This window comes from Caecibacter sp. AF58-12pH5A (assembly GCF_027681725.1).
Taxonomy (GTDB): Bacteria; Bacillota; Negativicutes; order Veillonellales; family Megasphaeraceae; genus Megasphaera; species Megasphaera hominis.
This window is the reverse complement of the sequence record NZ_JAQDBC010000039.1, coordinates 1-21,909: the sequence shown is the minus strand read 5'-3', so window position 1 is coordinate 21,909 and position 21,909 is coordinate 1. Positions and strand designations below refer to the sequence as shown.

At 52.5% G+C, this 21,909-nt stretch carries 20 protein-coding genes; 19 read left to right on the top strand and 1 reads right to left on the bottom strand.

All coding sequences use genetic code 11. The annotated features are described in order from the left end of the window. Nucleotides 1-640: 640 nt before the first annotated feature. From PGX44_RS12170 to larA, 5 genes are all read left to right on the top strand, one after another. Nucleotides 641-1,894: a pyridoxal phosphate-dependent aminotransferase gene (locus PGX44_RS12170; RefSeq protein ID WP_498855557.1), complete on the top strand. Its 1,254-nt coding sequence runs from the start codon at nt 641-643 to the stop codon at nt 1,892-1,894. A gap of 56 nt (nt 1,895-1,950) precedes the next feature. Continuing rightward, nucleotides 1,951-2,751: a pyrroline-5-carboxylate reductase gene (gene proC / locus PGX44_RS12165; RefSeq protein ID WP_498855556.1), complete on the top strand. Its 801-nt coding sequence runs from the start codon at nt 1,951-1,953 to the stop codon at nt 2,749-2,751. Nucleotides 2,752-3,196: 445 nt separating this feature from the next. Then, complete coding sequence (locus tag PGX44_RS12160; RefSeq protein WP_186504533.1) at nt 3,197-4,744, top strand: L-lactate permease; 1,548 nt, start codon at nt 3,197-3,199, stop codon at nt 4,742-4,744. Nucleotides 4,745-5,212: 468 nt separating this feature from the next. Next, the gene (locus PGX44_RS12155; protein WP_186504534.1) at nt 5,213-6,634 is read left to right on the top strand and encodes an FAD-binding oxidoreductase; all 1,422 of its coding nucleotides are present in this window, start codon (nt 5,213-5,215) and stop codon (nt 6,632-6,634) included. A 108-nt stretch (nt 6,635-6,742) separates the two neighbouring features. Next, nucleotides 6,743-8,026: a nickel-dependent lactate racemase gene (gene larA / locus PGX44_RS12150; protein ID WP_186504535.1), complete on the top strand. Its 1,284-nt coding sequence runs from the start codon at nt 6,743-6,745 to the stop codon at nt 8,024-8,026. A gap of 111 nt (nt 8,027-8,137) precedes the next feature. Here the strand turns inward: larA and PGX44_RS12145 are convergent, their stop codons facing one another. Continuing rightward, complete coding sequence (locus PGX44_RS12145) at nt 8,138-8,449, bottom strand: DUF6506 family protein (protein WP_498855555.1); 312 nt, start codon at nt 8,447-8,449, stop codon at nt 8,138-8,140. A 209-nt stretch (nt 8,450-8,658) separates the two neighbouring features. Between PGX44_RS12145 and PGX44_RS12140 the strand changes: the two genes are divergently transcribed. The 14 genes from PGX44_RS12140 to PGX44_RS12075 all read left to right on the top strand — a co-directional run bounded on the left by PGX44_RS12140 (nt 8,659) and on the right by PGX44_RS12075 (nt 21,823). Continuing rightward, nucleotides 8,659-9,051 (top strand): winged helix-turn-helix domain-containing protein, encoded by a 393-nt coding sequence (locus tag PGX44_RS12140; RefSeq protein ID WP_498855554.1) that lies wholly within the window; start codon nt 8,659-8,661, stop codon nt 9,049-9,051. Beyond that, nucleotides 9,041-9,889: a selenium-dependent molybdenum cofactor biosynthesis protein YqeB gene (yqeB, locus tag PGX44_RS12135; protein WP_498855553.1), complete on the top strand. Its 849-nt coding sequence runs from the start codon at nt 9,041-9,043 to the stop codon at nt 9,887-9,889. The genes PGX44_RS12140 and yqeB overlap by 11 nt, the downstream gene beginning before the upstream one ends. Then, nucleotides 9,886-10,905, top strand: a complete 1,020-nt coding sequence (locus PGX44_RS12130; protein WP_498855552.1) for a molybdopterin-binding protein — start codon at nt 9,886-9,888, stop codon at nt 10,903-10,905. Before yqeB ends, PGX44_RS12130 begins: the two co-directional genes overlap by 4 nt. 8 nt (nt 10,906-10,913) lie before the next feature. Continuing rightward, nucleotides 10,914-11,411 carry a cyclic pyranopterin monophosphate synthase MoaC gene (gene moaC / locus PGX44_RS12125; protein ID WP_498855551.1) on the top strand — a complete coding sequence of 166 codons (498 nt, stop codon included), beginning with the start codon at nt 10,914-10,916 and terminating at the stop codon, nt 11,409-11,411. After that, nucleotides 11,404-12,369 (top strand): GTP 3',8-cyclase MoaA, encoded by a 966-nt coding sequence (gene moaA, locus PGX44_RS12120; RefSeq protein ID WP_498855550.1) that lies wholly within the window; start codon nt 11,404-11,406, stop codon nt 12,367-12,369. The genes moaC and moaA overlap by 8 nt, the downstream gene beginning before the upstream one ends. 2 nt (nt 12,370-12,371) lie before the next feature. Then, nucleotides 12,372-13,304: a molybdopterin-binding protein gene (locus tag PGX44_RS12115; protein WP_498855549.1), complete on the top strand. Its 933-nt coding sequence runs from the start codon at nt 12,372-12,374 to the stop codon at nt 13,302-13,304. A 24-nt stretch (nt 13,305-13,328) separates the two neighbouring features. Further along, on the top strand, nt 13,329-14,180 hold the full coding sequence (modA, locus tag PGX44_RS12110) for a molybdate ABC transporter substrate-binding protein (RefSeq protein WP_498855548.1): 852 nt from the start codon (nt 13,329-13,331) through the stop codon (nt 14,178-14,180). Then, nucleotides 14,180-14,848 carry a molybdate ABC transporter permease subunit gene (gene modB, locus PGX44_RS12105; RefSeq protein WP_498855547.1) on the top strand — a complete coding sequence of 223 codons (669 nt, stop codon included), beginning with the start codon at nt 14,180-14,182 and terminating at the stop codon, nt 14,846-14,848. Before modA ends, modB begins: the two co-directional genes overlap by 1 nt. Beyond that, complete coding sequence (locus tag PGX44_RS12100) at nt 14,845-15,885, top strand: sulfate/molybdate ABC transporter ATP-binding protein (protein WP_498855546.1); 1,041 nt, start codon at nt 14,845-14,847, stop codon at nt 15,883-15,885. Before modB ends, PGX44_RS12100 begins: the two co-directional genes overlap by 4 nt. A gap of 51 nt (nt 15,886-15,936) precedes the next feature. Beyond that, complete coding sequence (locus PGX44_RS12095; RefSeq protein ID WP_498855545.1) at nt 15,937-17,016, top strand: XdhC family protein; 1,080 nt, start codon at nt 15,937-15,939, stop codon at nt 17,014-17,016. Then, a complete protein-coding gene (gene yqeC / locus PGX44_RS12090) occupies nt 16,982-17,773 on the top strand; it encodes a selenium cofactor biosynthesis protein YqeC (RefSeq protein WP_498855544.1) in 792 nt (263 codons plus the stop codon). Before PGX44_RS12095 ends, yqeC begins: the two co-directional genes overlap by 35 nt. Next, a complete protein-coding gene (locus tag PGX44_RS12085) occupies nt 17,773-18,393 on the top strand; it encodes a nucleotidyltransferase family protein (RefSeq protein WP_498855543.1) in 621 nt (206 codons plus the stop codon). The genes yqeC and PGX44_RS12085 overlap by 1 nt, the downstream gene beginning before the upstream one ends. Before the next feature lie 235 nt (nt 18,394-18,628). Further along, nucleotides 18,629-19,570, top strand: a complete 942-nt coding sequence (locus PGX44_RS12080) for a dihydrodipicolinate synthase family protein (protein ID WP_186504464.1) — start codon at nt 18,629-18,631, stop codon at nt 19,568-19,570. A gap of 273 nt (nt 19,571-19,843) precedes the next feature. After that, nucleotides 19,844-21,823, top strand: a complete 1,980-nt coding sequence (locus PGX44_RS12075) for a YjhG/YagF family D-xylonate dehydratase (protein WP_289001997.1) — start codon at nt 19,844-19,846, stop codon at nt 21,821-21,823. The last annotated feature ends 86 nt before the right edge of the window (nt 21,824-21,909 follow it).

Below are 21,909 nucleotides of genomic sequence, written 5' to 3'. Positions count from 1 at the left end.
TCCAGTGCGTATCCCCGATCATGATACGCACTGGAAGGGGACAGTGACTTATCTGCGCGATGCGCAGATAAGTCGAAAGGGGTTCATTTGAAGATAAAAAATATTCAAAATGAAATGAACCCCTTCAGGCCCAAATGCCCCGCATTCGGCCCAGCTCCCCCACGGGGGAGCCCATTTAAACACCGAAAAATCGGTGCTCTTTTTTTTGTAATCAGCGGCGGTCCAGAGCTGCCCCCTAGGGGGCGTAATGCCCCTGTGTGGGCATTGCGGTTCTAGTGCGTATCCCAGATTATGATACGCGATGGAAGGGGACAGTGACCGATCTGCGCGATGCGCAAATCGGTCGAAAGGGGTTCATTAGAAGATAAAAAATATTTACAATGAAATGAACCCCTTCAGGCCCAAATGCTTCGCATCCGGCCCAGCTCCCCCACGAGGGAGCCTATTTAAATACCGAAAAGTCGGTGCTCTTTTTTTATTTTCTTGCAGCGGGCGGATAAAACGGTAGCTGCAGGCCTCATACAGTAAAGCTTTATTTCAATTGTATCCAGAATACATGGTACAAGTAGATGTCCCTTTCTTGTCAGCACCCGCTATATATGGTATAAAGGAATCAATCATTAAAAAGGGAGTTGGTTATATGGCTACTAGTATTGCCGCTAAACATGCAAAAGGAAAATTTGCAGCCGATGCTATCATGGCTGCCGCTGCGCGTTGCACAGAAGACATTGAAAAGAATGGTGCTGATGCCGTAATTAATGGTACAGTTGGTTCCATGATGGATGAAAATGGTGACTTAGTCGTCTTACAAGTCGTAAAGGACACCTTTGCTGCCTTAACACCGGAACAGATCGTAGCATATGCTCCGATTCCGGGTTTCCAGGAATTTTTGGATGCAGCTATTGATCAGTGCTTTGGCGCATCCCGTCCGGATGGCTTTATCCGGGCTATTGCTACACCTGGTGGTTCAGGAGCTATCCATACGGCTGTTCATAACTATTCCGATCCGGGCGATGAAGTTCTGACGACGGATTGGTATTGGGGCGCCTATCGGAATATTGCCCGCGATGACAACCGGATTTTGCGGGAATTTGAACTCCTTACGGAAGACGGGACCTTCAATTTCCAGAGCTTTGAAAAAAATGTAACCGAACTCGTTGAAAAACAATACAATACGGTCATTATCTTAAACTCCCCGGCCAATAACCCGACCGGCTATGGCTTAAGCTTGGAAGAATGGGACCGGGTCCTGGACTTTTTAAAACAGGCTGTCGCCGGTAAGGATAAGAACATCATCCTCGTATCGGACGTTGCCTACTTGGATTACAGCGGCGAAAAAGAAGAATGCCGCCAATTCTTTAAGAAATTCGGGAATCTCCCTGCTAATATCATGCCTATCGTAGCCTATACATGCTCGAAGAGCTTTACCCTCTATGGCCAGCGTCTGGGCGCCATGATTTGCGTTACGCCTGAGGAAGCAATTGCCGATGAATTTATGGCTATTAATAAATACACGGCCCGTGCTACGTGGTCTAACGCCAACAGCTCCGCCATGTGGACGATGATCGAAATTACGAAAGATCTGGACAAGGTGGCCCGTCTCGATCAGGAACGGGCGATGTATTTCCAGATGATTAAAGAACGGGCCGATATCTTCATGGAAGAAGCAGCTGCCTGCGGTTTAAAAATTCTGCCGTACATTTCCGGCTTCTTCATCACGATTCCTGTCACCCATGCCGATAAGATCTGTGACATTTTGGAACAGGAGCACGTATATCTCGTGCCCTTGAAAAAAGGCATCCGTCTGGCTGTATGCTCTGTATCGAAGCAGAAGATTACTGGCCTGGCTGCTAAGGTTAAAAAAGCTATTGATGCTGCCGGTATCGTCCAGTAGCTGCCTGGCCAGTTCGTTGTTAGCGCGCATTTTTTAGCTGAAGGAGGTTGCTTTTTATGTTTAAAACACTGGGGATCCTGGGTACAGGAAATATGGGACGGGCCATTGCGTCCGGCCTGGTCCGATCGGGCCTGATGCAGGGTAATCAAGTCTATCTCTATAACATTCACCCGGAAAAGGCGCAACGCCTGGCTGACGAATTAGGCGCCGTCAGAGTAGATTCGGCTAAAGAGCTTTTGGAACAGTCTGAAGCAGTCATTTTGGCAGTCAAGCCGTTCATTATGCCTGGCGTATTAGAGGAAATCAAGCCGTATATTACAGGCGGCAAGATTATGATCTCCATCGCTGCCGGCCTGACCTTGTCCCGCTTAGCAGCGGCCATGCCGGAACAGACGAAAATTGTCCGGGTTATGCCCAATACACCGGCTATGGTAGGCGAAGGCATGTCAGCCCTTACGTTTAATGGGTATTTGACAGACGACGAAAAAGAGGCTGCCGTAGCAATCTTCCGCAGCTTCGGCAAGGCAGAGGTCGTAGAAGAACGGCTCATTGACGCCGTGTGTGGTCTTAGCGGCAGTGGCCCGGCCTTCGTCTACATGTTTATTGAAGCCTTGGCAGATGCCGGCGTGCGGGAAGGCATGTTCCGTCCCATGGCCTACACCTTTGCCGCCCAGACTGTCCTGGGCGCAGCCAAAATGGTCCTAGAAACAGGTGAACATCCGGGCAAATTGAGGGACGACGTGTGCTCTCCTGGTGGTACGACCATTGAAGCCGTGAAAAGTTTGGAAGAAAATGGCTTCCGCGCTGCGGCCATGAATGCCGTCATCGTGTCAGCAGAAAAGAACAAGACGCTATAAGTGACGGCTTTCCCATAAGAAAAAAGTAGTATATCCTATATGAAATGGCTTGCTAATATTGATTAGTAAGCCATTTTTTTAGTATAGACAAAAGGCATGAATCGATATTCTGTTTTAAAATAACTTAAAATCATAATGCGAAAGTGAAAAAAATGACAATATTAATAATTTAAGAAAATAAAAGATTAAGTTTAAAAAATCAAAAGGATTATGCATATCAGTAAAGTGTACACTGATTGCAATCCAAAATAGATATGGAGAATATGTATTAATGTAATGTGTCGTACTATACAGTCCCATTGTTACGCGGTATAATAACGATATGAAGATTGAATCCGGATACAATCTAAATAAAGAACGGGTCTTTTTGTGCGTTTTTGTGCGTTTAAGTGCAAGAAGATATCTATTTGTTATTATTGTGCGTTTTTTTAAGGGGTGGTATGTAATGGTTCTATTGGCCTTGCTCCCGATCCTATTTCTCATTGTAGCATTGGGATTCCTTAAGATGGCAGGCTGGAAAGCTTGCCCGATTGCGGCCATTATTGCATTTATCGTCGCTGTGTTGTGCTTTGGCATGTCCGTTCCGGTCGCCATTTCGGCTGTCTTGGAAGGCGTGGCCTTGGCATGCTGGCCTATCTTGCTTGTTATCGTCATGGCCTTGTTCGCCTATAAACTGACAGTGGCAACAGGCAGCTTTGAAATCATCAAACAGATGCTGTCTACGGTCAGTGAAGATAAACGTGTCCTGTGCCTCCTCATTGCCTGGGGCTTCGGTACATTTATGGAAGGCATGGCTGGCTTTGGTACAGCCGTTGCTATTCCGGCAGCTATGCTGGTTGCATTGGGGTATCCGCCGATCCGCACGATCGTTGCCTGCCTGATTTCGAATGCTGTTGCACCGTCCTTTGGTTCCATTGGTATCCCGACGACGACCATGGCTTCGATTACCGGTATTCCGGCTGTTACACTGGCAACGAAGGTTTCTATCGTTTCCTTTATTCCTGATCTCATCGCTCCTTTCTTGGTCGTTATCTGCATCGGCGGCGGTTTAAAAGCGTTAAAAGGGGTAGGCATTGTTACCCTTCTTTCCGGCCTGGCACTGGCTATTCCGGAACTGCTCATTTCCATGACTGTAGGTGCGGAACTGCCGGTAATGGTATCGTCCGTCATCATCATGGCTGTCATCGTTCTCTATTCGAAAGCTTCCAAGACGGTCAGCAATCCGGAATACAAACTGGAAATGCATGAAGAAAATAAGAAAGCCGTTTCCTTTGGCGAAGGCGTGAAAGCCGCTATGATCTTCATCCTGATCTTCGTGCTTCTCGTCGGTACATCGAAACTGTTCCCGGCTATCAACGGGCCTCTGGCTTCGATTAAGACGACTGTTCCTATCTATATCGGTGCCGGTGCTAAACCGTACACCTTCACGTGGATTGCCGTTCCTGGCATCATGATTTTCATCGCCTCTATTCTCGGCGGCTTGTATCAGGGTGCTTCTGTTGGCAAGATTGCTTCGGTATTCAAAGACAATTTCATCGGTCTTCGCTTTACCTATCTGACGATCATCACGGTCGTTATCGTTGCGAAAGTCATGACCTACTCGGGCATGACCCAGGAAATTGCTGATGCCCTCGTATATGCAACGGGCAACGGCTACCCGATCTTTGCTCCTCTCGTTGGTGGTCTCGGCGCCTTCATTACCGGGTCTTGCACGAACGCCAACGTTCTCTTTGGGCCGCTGCAGGTATCGGTTGCTTCTTCCTTAGGTATGAGCCAGCCGTGGCTTGCCGGTGCCAGCTCCCTCGGTGGTTGTATTGGCAAGATGCTTTCCCCGCAGAGTATTGCTCTGGGCATCGGCGCTGTAGGTGCCGTTGCTGATGGCAAGGAAAGTGAAATCATGCGCGGGACTGTAGGCTATTGTCTCTTCCTCCTGGTTGTTGCCGGTATTATCACCATCATAGCACCGAGCGTCGTTCCGTTCTTGGTTAACTGATTTCCTCTTGTGGATAGGTGGGAGCAAGAGTGTATGCTTAATTCTTTGTGTGGTGTACTCTCTTGCTTTCAATACGTGTAATTTTATAAATATGTACGTTACGCGCTGCCTTGCTGTGTTTCCTTTTGTGAATGTCTGCTTATTACTAAAATGCATGAAGAACGTCAGATTGTTTCATAATATGCAGAATATGTTCCGTAGTTTTTGTGGCAAAAGCAACGGAAATAGAGAAAATTTATGATATACTATCATAGTCGACCATAAGTTTATCTTAAAAATGCAAGTTAAAAATGTGTAAATGTAATTTACAGATGCAGACAAGTAGGGTATAATAAAACGCGTAGGAAAAAAACGAAAGATAAATAGCGTATGTTTTTTAAATCTTTCGTAATATTAAGTCGACGATCCGGTCGTTGCCGGATGCAATAAGCTTCAGTTTTTATTTTTTATATTATGGAGGTATGTATTATGGCAAAAGGTATTGTTACACCAGAGTTAATTGAACAGCTCAAAGCAATCGTTGGTGAAAAATATGTATACACCGACAAAGACAAACTGGAACCCTATTCTCATGATGAAGTAACAGACCCTCATTATATGAGAGAACCGCAGGTTGTCGTTCTTCCGGCTACGACGGAAGAAGTTGCTAAAGTTGTAAAGCTCTGCTATGACAACGATACGGTTATGGTTCCGCGTGCTGCAGGTACAGGCCTGGCTGCCGGCGCTGTAGCTACCTTCGGTGGCGTTATCATCTCCATCGAACGCATGAACAAAATCCTCGAAATCGATAAAGAAAACATGGTTTGCGTAACCGAACCGGGCGTTACGACTGCTGTTCTCCAGAGCAAAGTAGCTGAAGAAGGCCTCTTCTACGGCGGCGACCCCTGCAGCGGGGACTCCTGCTTCATCGGCGGCAACGTAGCTACCAACGCTGGCGGCAACCGTGCTGTTAAATATGGCGTAACTCGTGACCAGGTTATGGGTATCGAAGTTGTTACCCCGACCGGCGAAGTTGTAACCTTGGGCGGTAAATTCCGTAAAAATGCTACGGGCTACATGCTCATGCACCTCTACATCGGTTCCGAAGGTACTCTCGGTATCATCACAAAGATCTACCTGAAACTCGTTTCCTTGCCGAAACATCAGATGGACCTCTTGGCTGTATTCGACAACCTCGACGACGCTATTGCCCTGACACCGAAAGTTATGAACGCTGGTATCACACCGGTTTGCGTAGAATTCATGGATAATGCTTCGATCAAACAGGTTGAAATCTTCCTCGATGAAAAACTGCCGCACTCCGACGTAGGCAACTACATCATCATCCAGATCGCTGGCGATAACGAAGACGTTCTCGACGAACAGTGCGAAAAGATCGTTGAATTGGCTGAAGAAAACAACGCCATCGATTCCCTCGTTGCTGACCCGGCTGTTATTTGGAAATCCCGTAAAGCGTACCTCGAAGCCGACCGTGCTCGCAGCTTAGTCTTCTCCATGGAAGATATCGTTGTTCCGATGACGGAAATTCCGGGCGCTGTACAGCAGATTTCCCGTCTCTCCGAAAAATATGATGTTGCTATGCACTGCGCAGGCCACTGCGGCGACGGCAACGTTCATATCGATATCCTGAAAGACGACCGTACACAGGAACAGTGGGAAGAAATGCTGCCGAAGATCCAGGGCGAAATCTATGATCTCGTTTACAGCCTGGGCGGCCGTATTTCCGGTGAACACGGCATTGGCTTCAAACGTGAAGCTCTGCTCGAAAAATACACGAACCCCATCGAACTGAAATTGATGAAAGCTGTTAAAAAAGCCCTCGATCCGAAGAACATTATGAACCCGGGCAAAGTTGTCAGCATCAACGACGAAGTTCCTGTTCAGGAATAAGTAGATAGTAATGCCGGAAGGCAGATAGGGCCAAACGGTAAAACCATTCCGGTTTTACCGTTTGCTCTTTATAAGGATCTTTTTAGTGAAAGAAAGGTTGGGTTATCTATGCAGAATTTTTCCATTCCCTTCGGTAAAGGTAAAGTCAATTTCGAACTTCCTGAAGAACAGGTAGCCGGCGTACTCGTATCTCATGCTCATGAATACAAAGCACCGAAATCGGAAGCCGAACTCGTTGCTGACGCCCTGGCCAACCCCATTGGCAGCCCGAAACTGAGCGAACTTGCAAAAGGTAAGAAAACTTGCACGATCATTTCCAGTGACCATACCCGTCCGGTACCGAGCCATGTTATCATGCCGCAGCTCCTGGCTGAACTGCGTAAAGGCAACCCGGATATCGATATTACCATCCTCGTAGCGACAGGCATGCATCGCCCGACGACGCATGAAGAATTGGTTGGCAAATATGGCGAAGAAATCGCTAATAACGAAAAGATCGTCATTCATGTCAGCCGTAACGATGAAGACATGGTCAGCATCGGCACGCTTCCGTCCGGCGGCGAATGCCTGCTCAATAAACTGGCTGTTAATACAGACCTGCTCGTAGCAGAAGGTTTCATTGAACCACACTTCTTCGCAGGCATGTCCGGCGGCCGTAAATCCGTACTCCCTGGCGTAGCCAGCAAGATTACGGTTCTTGCTAACCACTGCTCCGAATTCATCGACAGCCCCTATGCCCGTACAGGTATCCTGGAAGGTAACCCGATCCACAGAGATATGCTCTATGCTGCCAAAGTAGCTAACCTGGCCTTCATTTGCAACGTCGTTATTGACGCTGATAAGAAAGTCATCGCTGCTTTTGCCGGTGACAGAGAAAAAGCCCATGAAGAAGGCGTTGCTTTCGAAATGAAACTGGCTGGTGTTAAACCGGCTCCGGCTGATATCGTTATCACGACGAACGGCGGCTATCCTCTGGACCAGAATATTTACCAGTCCGTAAAAGGCATGACGGCTGCTGAAGCAACCTGCAAAGACGGCGGCGTTATCATCGACGTTTCCAATTGCAACGACGGTCACGGCGGTGAAGACTTCTTCAATACGTTGAAAGAAGCTACGGACCTGCAGAAAGCGATGGACCAAATCCTGGCCCGTACACGTAACGAAACGATCTTTGACCAGTGGGAATCGCAGATTCTCCTGCGTCTGCTCCTGCACTTCGATATCATCATGGTAACGAGCGCACCGAAACAGATGGTCGAAGATATGCATCTGAAATATGCCAACAACATCGAAGAAGCTATCGAAATGGCTAAGAAACTCGTAGCCGCTAAAGGCGTAACGGATCCGAAGATCACGGTTATCCCCGATGGCGTATCGGTTATCGTAAAATAAGTCAACACCCACTTGCATAGGTCAAAAGGCCCGGTCAGCATATACGCTGGCCGGGCCTTTACGATTTATTGGCAGGAGCCACGTGAAAGCGGCTGCTGCCTTGTCTCATGCCTATTTTTTATTGAAAATCACGTCGCCGCTCTTGTTGCCCAGTCCCGGATGAATATCGAAGTGGACTACGCCGATGGCGGCTTTATTGCCGACGGCTTCTTTGACCATGGCGACGCCTTCAAAGCCAAAACCGCCGCACAGTTCAATGGCGCCTACGCCATCTGCAACGAGCTTTTGTGCTGCTGCTACGGCATCTGTATAGGATTTGACGCCGACGACGGTCAGGTCAATAGAAGGGCCGGGAATGACGGCCTTTTGTTTTTCCGGATCGTTGCCCGGTGCCAAGTAAATAAATGCTGCCTGATAACTCACAGTAGATCAGCTCCTTCTCAAAATAAATTGGTAGTGCCTATACATAGTATACGGAATTCAGGGACTGGCGACAAGAGAAGAATCTCTTTCTTTTACGTGCATTTTTGTAAGAATTCTTATATAATATGACTGTAATACCGGTGTCAAAACCGGCTTTTTCTAGGCAGGCGTTATTCGAATGAAAGAATAACGCCTGGAAGGGAGACAGGATGGAACGAGAACAAGGGGTGCCTTTGCATTGCAAGGTAACCGTACGGATACTTAAGGAGACGCGGGCCTTTGGTCCCGGTGTGGCGCAGCTGCTGCGGGGCATTGGCGAAACAGGCTCCCTCCAGGGCGCAGCCCAGCAGATGGGCATGTCCTACAGTAAGGCCTGGACCGTCATGAAGGAGGCAGAAAATATTTGGGGCTTTCCGCTGATTGAGCGCCACGTAGGCGGGCTTCACGGCGGCCATAGTGTCCTTACGGCCCAGGCGCAGATCCTGCTGCAGCGGTATGACTCCCTAGAGGATAGTGTCTGCCGTGTAGCTCAGGAAAAATTTGCCGAATATTTTAATCCCCAGGAACTCAGGCGCTTAAAGGAGATTGGTCATGGAAAATAGATTCGTCATCGTCCGCGGAGGCGGCGATTTAGCAACAGGAACGGTACAAGCCCTTTGGCGGGCCGGTTTCTTTGTCCTCATTTTGGAAGCGGAAAGACCGTCAGCCATTCGCCGCCAGGTGGCCTTATCGGAAGCCGTATATGACGGCCTGGCCTGCGTAGAAGACGTGACCTGTGTCCGCTGCAGAACTGACGGGGACATACAGGCTGCGTGGCAACAGGGCTATGTGCCTTTGCTCATCGATCCGGAAGGCCTGGCCATTGGCCAGCGTAATCCCGCTGTCGTCGTCGATGCGATTCTGGCGAAACGCAATTTAGGTACCCGCAAGGATATGGCACCGTGCGTCATCGCCTTAGGGCCGGGCTTTACGGCCGGGACCGACGCTGATTATGTCATTGAAACGCAGCGGGGCCATAACCTGGGCCGTATCCTTACGAAGGGAGCGGCAGCTCCGAACACGGGCGTACCCGGTACCATTGCCGGCGCGTCAAAGGAACGGGTCATGCACAGCCCGGCAGCAGGTTTTTTGTATGGCCTCGTACAGATTGGCGATACGGTAGAAAAGGGGCAGGCCATGGCCTTGCTCAGTCCGCAAAAGCTGACTACGCCCGTGACGGCAGCCACACCGGGAATTCGCTTGCCTGCCAGCCTGACCGGCCTCGTCCGGGGGCTCATCCGGGACGGCTATGCCGTGACGAAGGGCTTTAAGATTGCCGATATCGATCCCCGTCAGGAAGAACTAAAAAATTGTTTCACCGTTTCCGATAAGGCCCGCTGCCTTGGCGGCGCTGTCGTGACGGCGATCCTTATGCATCAATCCGGGAGGTATACAACGTGAAAAAAGTACGTACAGAAGATGCCGTTGGCCAAGTGCTCTGCCATGATATTACGCAGATCATCCGTGGCGTTACCAAAGGCCCTGTTTTTCGTAAGGGCCACATTATTCAGCCTGAAGATATTCCCGTGCTCCTTTCCGTAGGGAAAGAACAGATTTATATTTGGGAAAATAACGAAAATATGCTGCACGAAAATGATGCCGCAGCCATTCTGCGTGATATCTGTATGGGCAGTCACATGCACGGCAGCGAGCCCAAAGAAGGGAAGATCGAACTCATTGCCGACTGCGATGGCCTCCTTACGGTCAATACGGCCGGCCTGAAGCGGGTCAATTCTCTGGGGGAAATGATGATCGCCTGCCGGCACGGCGGCTTTACGGTCCATGCCGGCGATCATCTGGCAGGCACACGCATCATCCCTTTGGTTATAGAGAAAGAAAAGATGCAGCGTGCCCGCGAAGCTGCCGGCAAGGAACCCCTGTTGCAGGTCGTGCCCTTTGAAAAGCGCACCTTTGGCGTCGTGACGACAGGGAGCGAAGTCTTCCACGGACGTATTAAAGACACCTTTACGGACGTCATTGAAGGGAAATTAAAGGAATTTGGCGCCACCATGATCGCCCACGATATCTTAGATGACGATCCCCAGGCCATTACAGCCGCCATTATGGCCATGCTGGACAAAGGCGTGGATATGGTCTTTTGTACCGGTGGCATGAGTGTCGACCCCGATGACCAGACGCCCTTAGCCATTAAAAATACAGGCGCCCGTATCGTCACGTACGGTGCACCGGTCCTGCCGGGGGCCATGTTCCTCGTTGCGTACATGGCAGATGGCCGGCCGGTCATCGGTCTGCCCGGGTGCGTCATGTATGCCAAGCGGACTGTTTTTGATTTGGCCTTGCCGTCCCTCATAGCCGGTGTTCCTTTGACGCAGGAACAGATTGCTGCCTGGGGTGAAGGCGGCTATTGCCTGAACTGTCCTGTGTGTACCTTCCCGCAGTGCAGCTTTGGCAGATAGGAGCGACTATGACAGCATTTACCCATATAGATGAAGCCGGTAACGCCCGTATGGTCGACGTGAGTGACAAGGCCGTGACGGCCCGGGAAGCGACGGCTGTAGGCACCCTTTCCATGAGTCCCGCTTGCTTCGACGCCGTTGTGGCCCATACGGTCAAGAAGGGCGATGTTCTCGGTGTGGCTCAGGTCGGCGGCATCATGGGCGCCAAGCGCACGAGCGAGCTCATTCCCTTGTGCCACATCGTGCCCCTTACGCATTGCCAGGTCGTCTTTTCCCTGCAGCCTGAAAGTCATACCATTGAAGCGCGCTGTACGACACGCTGCAGTGGCCAGACCGGCGTAGAAATGGAAGCCCTTACAGGGGTGTCGACGGCCCTGCTTACGCTGTACGATATGTGTAAGGCCCTGGATAAGCGCATGGTCATCAGGGATATCCACCTGGTTGAAAAAAGTGGCGGCCGGAGCGGTCATTTTACCTTTACTGAAGGTGGCGCTGATCATGCGTGACGCTGCCGGCCGGGACATTACGTACCTGCGCATTTCCGTGACCGACCGCTGTAATCTGCGCTGCATCTATTGCCAGCCCGCAGGCGTCACGCCCTTGCAGCACGACGATATCCTGCGCTACGAGGAAATCAGACGTATTTGCCGCCAGGCCCTGCGCTTGGGCATTAACCGGTTTAAGATTACAGGCGGCGAACCTCTTGTGCGCCGTGGCATTATTCCCTTTATAAAGGAATTAAAGGAAATGGCCGGTGTGGACCAGGTCACGCTGACGACGAACGGCCTTAGCCTGGGCCGGGATTTACACGCCTTAGAGGAACTGGGCCTGGACGGACTGAATATCAGCCTCGATACGCGGGACGCCGGGCAGTATGCAGCCCTGACCGGCTACGACGGACTAGCCGTGGTAGAAGAAGCCATTGCCGCAGCCGCCAGCGGGCCTATCCGTACGAAGGTCAACGCCGTTCTCCTGGCCGACACGGCAGACCAGATCCTGCCCCTGGCAGAGCTGGCCCGGGACCTGCCTGTAGACGTGCGTTACATTGAGGTCATGCCTATTGGCGAAGGCCGGCACTTTGCCGGCCCTGCCGGTGCGGCCTGCCTGGCGGTGCTGCGTACTGTCTATGACGATCTTCAGCCTGATACGGCCTGGCACGGCAACGGTCCGGCTGTCTATTACCGGAGCCGTCAGCTGCGCGGCAGTATCGGCTTCATAGCGGCCCAGACGCACCGCTTTTGCGGCAGCTGCAACCGCCTGCGCCTGACCAGTACGGGCTTTTTAAAGCCCTGCCTGTGTTACGACATGGGTACGGACCTGCGAAGCCTCCTGCGCAGCGGCGCCGCTGATGAAGACCTCTATAAGGCTATGGCGTCTTGTCTGGCAAATAAGCCGGCAGGACACCACTTTGAAAACCAAAATGAAGTGACAGAGCATAAAAAAATGAGTCAAATTGGAGGCTGAATATGGCAGTCATTGAAGCATTATGTATCAGTACCCACAGAGGTACGCAGAAGGAACAGGTCGCAGCCGCTGCCTTCGTGCCTGACTGGGGCATCGAAGGCGACGCTCACGCCGGCCATTGGCACCGCCAGGTAAGCCTCTTGGCAAGCGAACAGATTGAAGCCTTCCGGGCCCGCGGCGCCGACGTAGGCCCCGGTGCCTTTGGTGAAAATATGGTCGTCCGGGGTATCGATTTTGCCCGCCTGCCCGTAGGGACGCGCCTGCAGAGCGGCACAGTACTCTTGGAATTGACGCAGATCGGTAAGGAATGCCATCAGCACTGTACCATTTACCAGGCCGTCGGTGACTGCATCATGCCGCGGCAGGGCGTCTTTGCCAAGGTCCTTGAAGGCGGTACGCTCCACGTAGGCGATGAGCTGGTTGTGGTACAGCAGGCAGGCAAGCGCCCTTATCAGGCGGCGGTCATCACCTTGTCCGATAAGGGCAGCCGCGGCGAGCGGCACGACGAAAGCGGCCCGGCCCTGGCTGCCTGCCTCCGGGAGGCCGGCTATGACGTCGTCGAAACGCTGCTCCTGGCCGATGAAGCCGGTCCCTTGCAGCAGCACCTGCGCCGCCTGGCCGATCAGCGGCAAGTCGATCTCATTCTGACGACGGGCGGTACAGGCCTGTCACCGCGGGATATCACGCCGGAGGCAACACTGGCCGTGGCAGATAAGCAGGTGCCGGGCATTTCCGAAGCCCTGCGGGCAGCGTCGCTGGCCATTACGCCGCGGGCCATGCTGTCCCGCGGTGTGAGCGTCATCCGTAAAAAGACGCTGATCATCAATTTTCCGGGCAGCACCAAGGCCTGCCGGGAATATTGGGCTATCGTCGCAGATGTGCTGCCTCATGGACTGGATATTTTAAGGGGCACCGGCGGCGACTGTGGCCGCTAACCAATACGAAAGGGGATATGTAGTATGAAATGGAAAAAGTGGATTGCTGTCACCGTAGTGGCAGCGCTGGCCGTAGGTCTTGCAGGCTGCAGCGCCGAAAAGAAGGATGCCGGCAGTGCCGGTGGAGAAAAAGTGAAGCTCACGGTTTTTGCTGCTGCGAGTATGACTGAAACGCTCAATCAGATTGCCAAGGACTATGAAAAAGAACATCCTGACGTAGAATTGGTCTTTAACTTTGATTCGTCAGGGACACTCAAAAAGCAGATTGAAAACGGTGCCGCCTGCGATGTCTTCATTTCGGCCGCACAAAAACAGATGAATCAGCTCGACAAGACGCAGGACGAAAAAAAGAATCCCGGTCACCTCGATTTCATCATGCCTGATACGCGCATCAATCTCTTAGAAAATCACGTCGTCCTCGTCACGCCGGAAGGCAACCCGGGCCACGTAGAAAACTTCAACGACATGGCAGCAAAACTGCAGGCCGGCTCGATCCGTCTGGTTATGGGCAACAGCGATGTACCTGTCGGCCAGTATACGCAAAAAATTCTGGCCTATTACGGCCTGAACGAACAGGAACTGGCCAATGCCGGCCATATTTCCTATGGCTCTAACGTCAAGGAAGTAACGACCCAGGTCAAAGAAGGCAGTGCCGACTGCGGCATTATTTATGCAACCGACGCGTTCAGTGCCGGCCTGAAACCTCTCGACCAGGCGACAAAGGCCATGTGTGGCCAGGCCATCTATCCCGCAGCAGTCCTCAAAGACAGCAAGCATGCAGCGGCTGCCAAGGATTTCCTGCAGTATTTACAGAGTGATGCAGCCATGAAGGTCTTTGAACACGTCGGCTTTAGCCCTGTGACGGACGGCCAGTGATGGATTGGTATCCACTCTGGAATAGTCTGCGCATCGCGGCTATTTCCTGTATTCTCGTATTTTTTAGCGGCATTTTTATGGCCTACTATGTGGCCCGCCTGCCCAGCTGGCTGAAAGGGCTGGTCGACGTCATCCTGACTATGCCCCTGGTCCTGCCGCCTACGGTTTGCGGCTGGCTCTTGCTGCTGGTCTTTGGCCTCAACCACCCCATCGGCCAATTCCTGGCCCAGTGGGGCGTACAGTTCGTCATGACCTGGTACGGCGGCGTCATCGCTTCGGCAGTCGTCGCCTTCCCGCTCATGTACCGCACGGCCTGCGGCGCCTTTGAAAGCTTCGATGAAACCCTGGCCTGGAGCGGCCGCACCCTGGGCCTTTCCGATACGTACATTTTCTGGCACATCCGTATGCCCTATTGCCGCCAGGGCATCATGGCCGGTACGGTCCTGGCCTTTGCCCGGGCCTTAGGAGAATACGGGGCGACGAGCATGCTCATCGGCTATATTCCCCATAGCACGGCTACCATCTCGACGACGGTCTATCAGTTATGGCGGACCAATGACGAATACAGTGCCTTCATCTGGGTACTGGTCAATATTGCCATCAGCGCCGTCGTTCTCCTGACCATCAATATGCTGGGCAAACGGAGCCAGACAAGGAGGCAGGCATGAGTCTATCCGTTCAGATCCAAAAGCAACTGGGCGATTTCCACCTGGCCGTCCGCCTGGAAACAGGGGCTGGCGTGTGGGGCCTTTTAGGCGCGTCGGGCAGCGGTAAGAGCAAGACCCTCCAATGCATTGCCGGCATCGAACGGCCCGATCAGGGCCGCATTGTCCTCAACGGGCGGGTCCTCTTTGATGCGGAAAAGGGAATCAATGTGTCCGTACAACAGCGGCGCGTAGGGTATTTGTTTCAAAATTATGCCCTCTTTCCGACGATGAGCGTAGAAGAAAATATTGCCTGCGGTGCCCGTTTTCTGAAAAACAGCCGGGAACGGCGGCAGCGTGTGCAGTCCATGATCCGGCGTATGCAGCTCACGGGCCTGGAGCACCTGCGGCCGGCCCAGCTGTCAGGCGGGCAGCAGCAGCGGACGGCGCTGGCACGCTGCCTCATTAACGAACCGGAAATTCTCCTCCTCGATGAGCCCTTTAGTGCCCTCGACGTATACCTGAAGGAACAGCTCATGGGAGAAATGACCGGCCTCTTAGGCCAGTTCCACAAGGACGTCATCGTCGTTACCCATAACCGGGAAGAAGCGTACCAGCTCTGTGATCACCTGGCCATCCTGGCAGACGGGCAGGTCGATACCTGTGGGACCGTAGAAAACGTTTTTGCTGCACCGGAAACACAGGCCGGGGCGATTCTCACGGGCTGTAAGAATATCGTCCCAGCCCGTAAGGCAGGAGAGACGACTGTCGCGGTGCCGGACTGGGGCCTTTGCCTGGATACGGGCCGGCCTGTTCCGGAAGCAGTCCGGGCTATTGCCATACGGGAGCAAGCCTTTTCGGCCGGAGCAGGAGAAAACGAGTATCCTGTAGAAATAATAAAGGTAGTGGACCAGCCCTTTAGCCGGCTCGTCCAGTTCCGCTACCGCAGCCAGACCGTACCAGGGCTGCTTACATGGCGTCTGGAAACAGAACACCGCCTGCAGCACCTGCCGGAAAAGCTGGGGGTTACGGGAAACCATATTATTCTTTTATACCGCTAATGATACACAGAAAGGAACAAGTGACTTATGCATGCACTCTTTGCACGGCTTTTGACAGAACTTAAGGCGGGCCGGGCCGTTGTCTTATTGACCATCCTGGATACGAAAGGGTCAACGCCGCGTACGGCCGGCAGCCACCAGCTGGTTTTGGCCGATGGCACGACCGTAGGGACTGTAGGCGGCGGCTATCAGGAATATGTAGCCTGTGAAGCCGGCCGCGCCGCCCTGGCAGGCGGAACCTCATGCCTGTTGCCACTGCTCCTGCACAAGAATCCCACCGCCGACATTGGCGGCGTCTGTGGCGGCGAATTGCTCGTATTTTGCCAATACCTGGCACCTGCTGATGCGGCGGCTATCGCCTTTTTTACCACACTCACGCAGTGTCTGGAGAGCCATCAGCCAAGCTGGCTGGCCCTCGATGTGACGGTCCCGGACCGCTGGGCCATGGCCCTGCAGTACGGTACGCAGCAAGTGACGTGTGAGGCAGCAACGGCGCAGCCGGTACTGGCCGCCTGTGCCGGTACGGCTCTTACGGCCGAAGGTATACAAGCCCGGCAGGACGGCGTGCTCTATGAAGAAACGCTGGTACAGCCGCGCCGCGTCATCGTCTTTGGCGGTGGCCACGTAGCCCTGGCCTTAGTACCATTATTAACAGAGCTCGATTTCTTTTGTACCGTTGTCGATGACCGGGCTGAATTTGCCAATCACGAACGCTTCCCTATGGCAGACCAGTGCATCGTAACGGATTTTGCAGACCTTTCACAGCACGTGACGGTCACGCCGGACGATTATGTCTGTATCATGACGCGGGGCCACGTGGGCGACTATGAAGCACAAAAATACGTCCTCACATGCCACCCCTATTATATGGGCGTCATTGGCAGCCGGGCCAAGCTGGCCTTTGTCCGCAATAAATTAAAACAAGATGGCTTTACGGAAGAAGACATAAACCGTTTCCACGCTCCTATTGGCCTGCCAATTTCTGCGGCGACACCGGAAGAAATCGCCGTCAGCATTGCAGCCGAGCTCATTGCCATCCGGGCGAAACGGGAAGGACGTCAAAAAAAAGGTGCCTATATTTGGAGAGAGGAAACAGATGGAAGCTATCATATATCAAAAGGAACAATCTAAACGTACGACCAGTCTCTGGGAGAGTATTACCTGTCTCTGTCCGTCCCTGGCACAGGCAGACGGGCCGCAGGTGGTAGCCGTCACCGGCGCTGGCGGCAAGACGACGTGCATCATGCGCCTGGCAGAGGAACTTGTAGCCGCCGGCAAACGGGTCCTCGTCGTCACGACGACCCATATGTATAAGCCGGAGAGCCACGGCGTACTGAGCAACGATCCGGCCGTCATCACAGCCGCCCTGGAACGGGACAGCCTGGTCATTGCCGGCCTGCCCTATGGGAAAGATAAAATTGCCTATATTGGCGATGCTGCCTATGAAGCCGCATGCCCGGCAGCCCAGGTGGTTCTCGTAGAAGCCGACGGTGCCCGGCGGCAGCCCTTTAAAATTCCGCGGCCTCTCGAGCCGGTACTGCCGGAAACGTGCGACGCCGTCTTGTGCGTAGCCGGCCTGAGCGCCTTGGGAAAATCCCTTAAGAGCAGCTGCTATGGCTGGGCTGAAAGCGAAGCCGCAGCGGAACGGCTGGGCACGACCTTTCCGAAGGAAGCCGATAAGGGCAGTACGCCTTTGACCATCAGTCTCTTTGCCGCCCTCTGGGCCAAGGGCAGTCTGGCCGCTTTAAAGTCCTATACGTGGCCGGTCATCGCCATTTTAAATCAGGCCGACACACCGGCACAGCAGCTGGCAGGTGCGTTAATCCTGCAGGAAGCCGGTCTTGCCCAAGGCCTGATTACGTCCTTTGCTGAGGCGGAGGTGTCGTAATGGACATTGCCGTCCTCTACCTGGCTTCCGGCCTGAGCCGCCGCTTTGGCAGTAACAAGCTGCTCTTTCCCGTCGGCGGCCGGCCCTTGTTTCAGTATGGCTTTTGCCACTTGCAGCAAGGCCTGTCCTATGTGGAGGTGCCGGGAATTCACTGGCACGTGGCGGTCGTTACGCCCTATGAGGAGATTGCCCGCTGGTGCAGCGCCCGCGGGGCGGCCGTTTATGATAATCCCTGGGCCAGCGAAGGCCAGGCCACAGCGATCCGTATCGGTACTAAAGCTACGGCAGCTGCCGGCGCCTGGGCGTACTTTGTCGCCGACAGGCCGCGTCTCAAGGCGGCGACGATCGCCTCCTTTTTGACCGGCTATATCCGTTCCGGCTGTCCTGCCGGGGCTGCTGCCTATGACGGGAACTTAGGCAATCCGGCCATTTTCAGCCACTTGTTCTATAAAGAACTTATGGATCTCCACGGCGATTGCGGTGCCGGCCCTATTTTACGCCGCCATGCAAAGGACTGCTGGAGCCTGCCCATAGCGGCACAGGAACTGGAAGATATCGATAGAAAAGAAGACGCCTGGCGCCTGGAAAGAGACTGGCAGTCTCACCTGGGGAAACCGTAACCCAGTCATGTATGCAAAATTTTCATGCATGACTGGGATTTTTTAGTCACGAAGGGAATGCATATGTGAAAAATTATTACATAATTGTATGTAAAATACACGCGAAAAGAGCCATTGACTCCCTTGACATTCAAAATAAATCATGTAGAATAGACACATGATTCGTAATAACGACTAAGTTAGTATATGCGAATTAAAAATGAAAGCTTGTCACAGTAGGAAAGGATTGGGAGACATGAAAAAAGCAGAATATTTAACCCCGGTTGTTACCATATTTGATAGAGTAGGAAACATTGACCAGCGCGGCAATGAAATGGTATATGATTTTCTGATTAAAGGCGGCGTAGACGGCATCGTCGTCATGGGCAGTACTGGTGAATTCTTCGCCATGTCCATGGAACAGAAAAAACGCCTCATCGATATTGCCGTTCCGTATATCAAAGGCCGTGTAAAATGCATGATCGGTACGGGCTGCATGAGCGTCCGCGATACAGTCGAACTGTCCAACTATGCCTGCGATGCCGGCGCCGACGCCGTCATGATCGTGTGTCCTTTCTACTTCCCGCTCAGTGACGAAGATATTGAAGCCTATTACGACACGATTCTGCCGCAGATCCGTGGCAACGTCTTCATTTACAACTATCCCGGTGCGACAGGCGACGACGTTACACCGGAAATCACCCTGCGCCTCTTGCACAAACACAAGAACCTCGTAGGCTACAAGGATACGATCGAACTCTTCTCCCATACACGTAAGCTCATCGAAGTGACGAAAGAAGAATATCCGGACTTCATCATTTACTCCGGCTATGACGAAAACCTCGTTCACATCATGCTCAGCGGTGGTAACGGCTGCATCGGCGGCTTATCCAACTTCGCACCGAAGCTGTGCTCCGAATGGTGCCGTGCCATTAATGAAAAGAATTGGGAATATATGTTTGATTGCCAGGAAAAGATCAATGGCTTGATGTATATTTATTCATCCAAGACACCGTTCCCGCAAATTGCGAAAAAAGCACTGAACCTGCAGGGCGTTCCGGTCAGCGAATACTGCATGCACTTCTCCCAGAGACCGCCAACAGTAAAGAAATTACAGGCTTTCATCGATGGAATTGACTTAGAAAACCTGATGAAGAAGAATACAAAAGCCCAGCCCGCAAAAAAAGAAACTAAATAATCGTTAACACGCTCAAGCCGACTCGTTCATAGCAGCAATGAATGAGCCGGCTTATATTTCATTTTATATATAAATTAAGGCACCTATTCTGTATGAAATTACGAATTCATGCGTATATGCATTGACAGTGGCACAAATTTACGTTACTATGAACTCACATTCACGTGTTAGTTTTTCTACTATTCTGAACTAGACGGTCCACAAGAAGGAAACGCCTGTTCAGATACCAATATATAGTATTAGTGAATGGGTTGAAAAAAAGGAGTGAATAACATGGCAGTAAAGAATTTGTTTGAAAATGATGCCTCCGATTTGATTCTCAAATCCCGCACGCATGCCGATGGTCCTGAAGGGGTACTTCCCTTGACGCCGGAAGCCCTGCGGAATTCGCCAAGTGGCAATATTTTTGGTATGACTATTGATGCCGGCATGGGCTGGGATCCTTCTACGCTCGCTAATGGCGACGTCATGATGATCAGCACATACGGCGGCTTGAAAAAAGATGACGGCACGACTGTTGCCGTAGGTCTTCATCCGGGCCACTTCGAATTGGATGGCCTCCTGACGGAAGCAGCCAATACGCTGAAATCCATGGGCTACGTTCCCTCCGCTGCCTATGTAACCGACCCTTGCGACGGCCGTACACAGGGCACGACAGGCATGTTCGATTCCCTGCCGTACCGTAACGACGCCGCCCAGGTAATGCGCCGTCTGATCCGTTCCCTGCCTACGCGCAAGGCTGTTATCGGCGTTGCTTCCTGCGATAAAGGCTTGCCGGCTACGATGATGGCCTTGGCCAGCATGCACGATCTGCCGACGATCATGATCCCCGGCGGTGCGACACTCATGCCGAACAACGGCGAAGATCTGGGCACCGTTCAGACCATCAGCGTCCGCTATGCCAACGATGAATTGTCGTACGACCGCGCTGTCCGTCTGGGCTGCATGGCTTGCGCCAGCGGTGGCGGCGGCTGTCAGTTCCTGGGTACAGCCGGTACCAGCCAGGTTATTGCGGAAGGCCTGGGCTTCTCCATTACCCATTCGGCTCTGGCTCCTTCGGGCGAACCGATCTGGTATGACGTTGCCAAGAAATCGGCCATTGCTGCTATGGGCATGTACAAAGCAGGTATTACGACGAAAGACGTTATTACAGATAAAGCCATTGAAAACGCCATGGTTATCCACGCTGCCTTCGGCGGTTCGACAAACCTCCTGATCCACCTGCCGGCTATCGCTTTCATGGCAGGCTGCAGAGTTCCGACCGTACACGACTGGGCTCGCATCAACAAAGAAGTTCCCCGTCTCGTAAGCGTTCTGCCCATGGGCCCAATCAACTACCCGACAGTTGACGTATTCATGGCCGGCGGCGTTCCGGAAGTTATGCTCCACCTGCGCAAGATGGGCCTCCTCCACGAAGACGTCATGACCGTAACGGGCAGCACCCTCGGCGAAAACCTCGATTGGTGGGAACAGTCCCAGCGCCGTGTGGCTTGCCGCAACCGCCTGAAAGAAATCGACAACCTCAACGTAGACGACGTAATCTTCAGCCCGGAACAGGCAAAAGCCAAAGGTATCGGCTCGACCATTACCTTCCCGACAGGCAACATTGCACCGGAAGGCTCTGTTGTTAAATCGACAGCCATCGATCCGTCTGTTATCGGCCCGGACCACATTTTCCGTCACACCGCCAAGGTTAAATGCTATCCTTCGGAAAAAGCAGCTATTACAGCTCTCAAAAACGATGGCGTACAGGCTGGCGATATCATGGTAGTTATGGCCGGCGGTCCTCTCGGCACAGGCATGGAAGAAACGTATCAGCTGACTTCCGCCCTGAAACATCTGTCCTTCGGCAAACACGTATCCCTCATTACCGATGCCCGTTTCTCCGGCGTATCCACAGGCGCTTGCTTCGGTCACGTAGGACCGGAAGCCCTGGCTGGCGGCCCGATCGGCAAACTGCGTGATGGCGACGTAGTAGAAATCATCGTCGACACGGTAAAACTCGAAGGCAGCCTCAACTTCATCGGTACAGAAGACCACAAGCTGACCTACGAAGAAGGTGCGAAAGTATTGGCAGAACGGGAAACGAACCCGGCTGTTCGTCCGGATCCGGATCTGCCCGATGATACACGCCTCTGGGCTGCACTGCAGGACGTCAGCGGCGGTACCTGGAGAGGTACTGTCTACGATGTAGATAAGATCATTGAAACCCTGAAAGCCGGTAAAGAAGCACTGGCTAAAAAGAATAAATAAGCGGGAATCACCCTCGCTTAGCTGAAAAGGGGGATGTGACAAAATGAGAAATCATTTTGTCCACATCCTCTTTTTATTTGCATCTT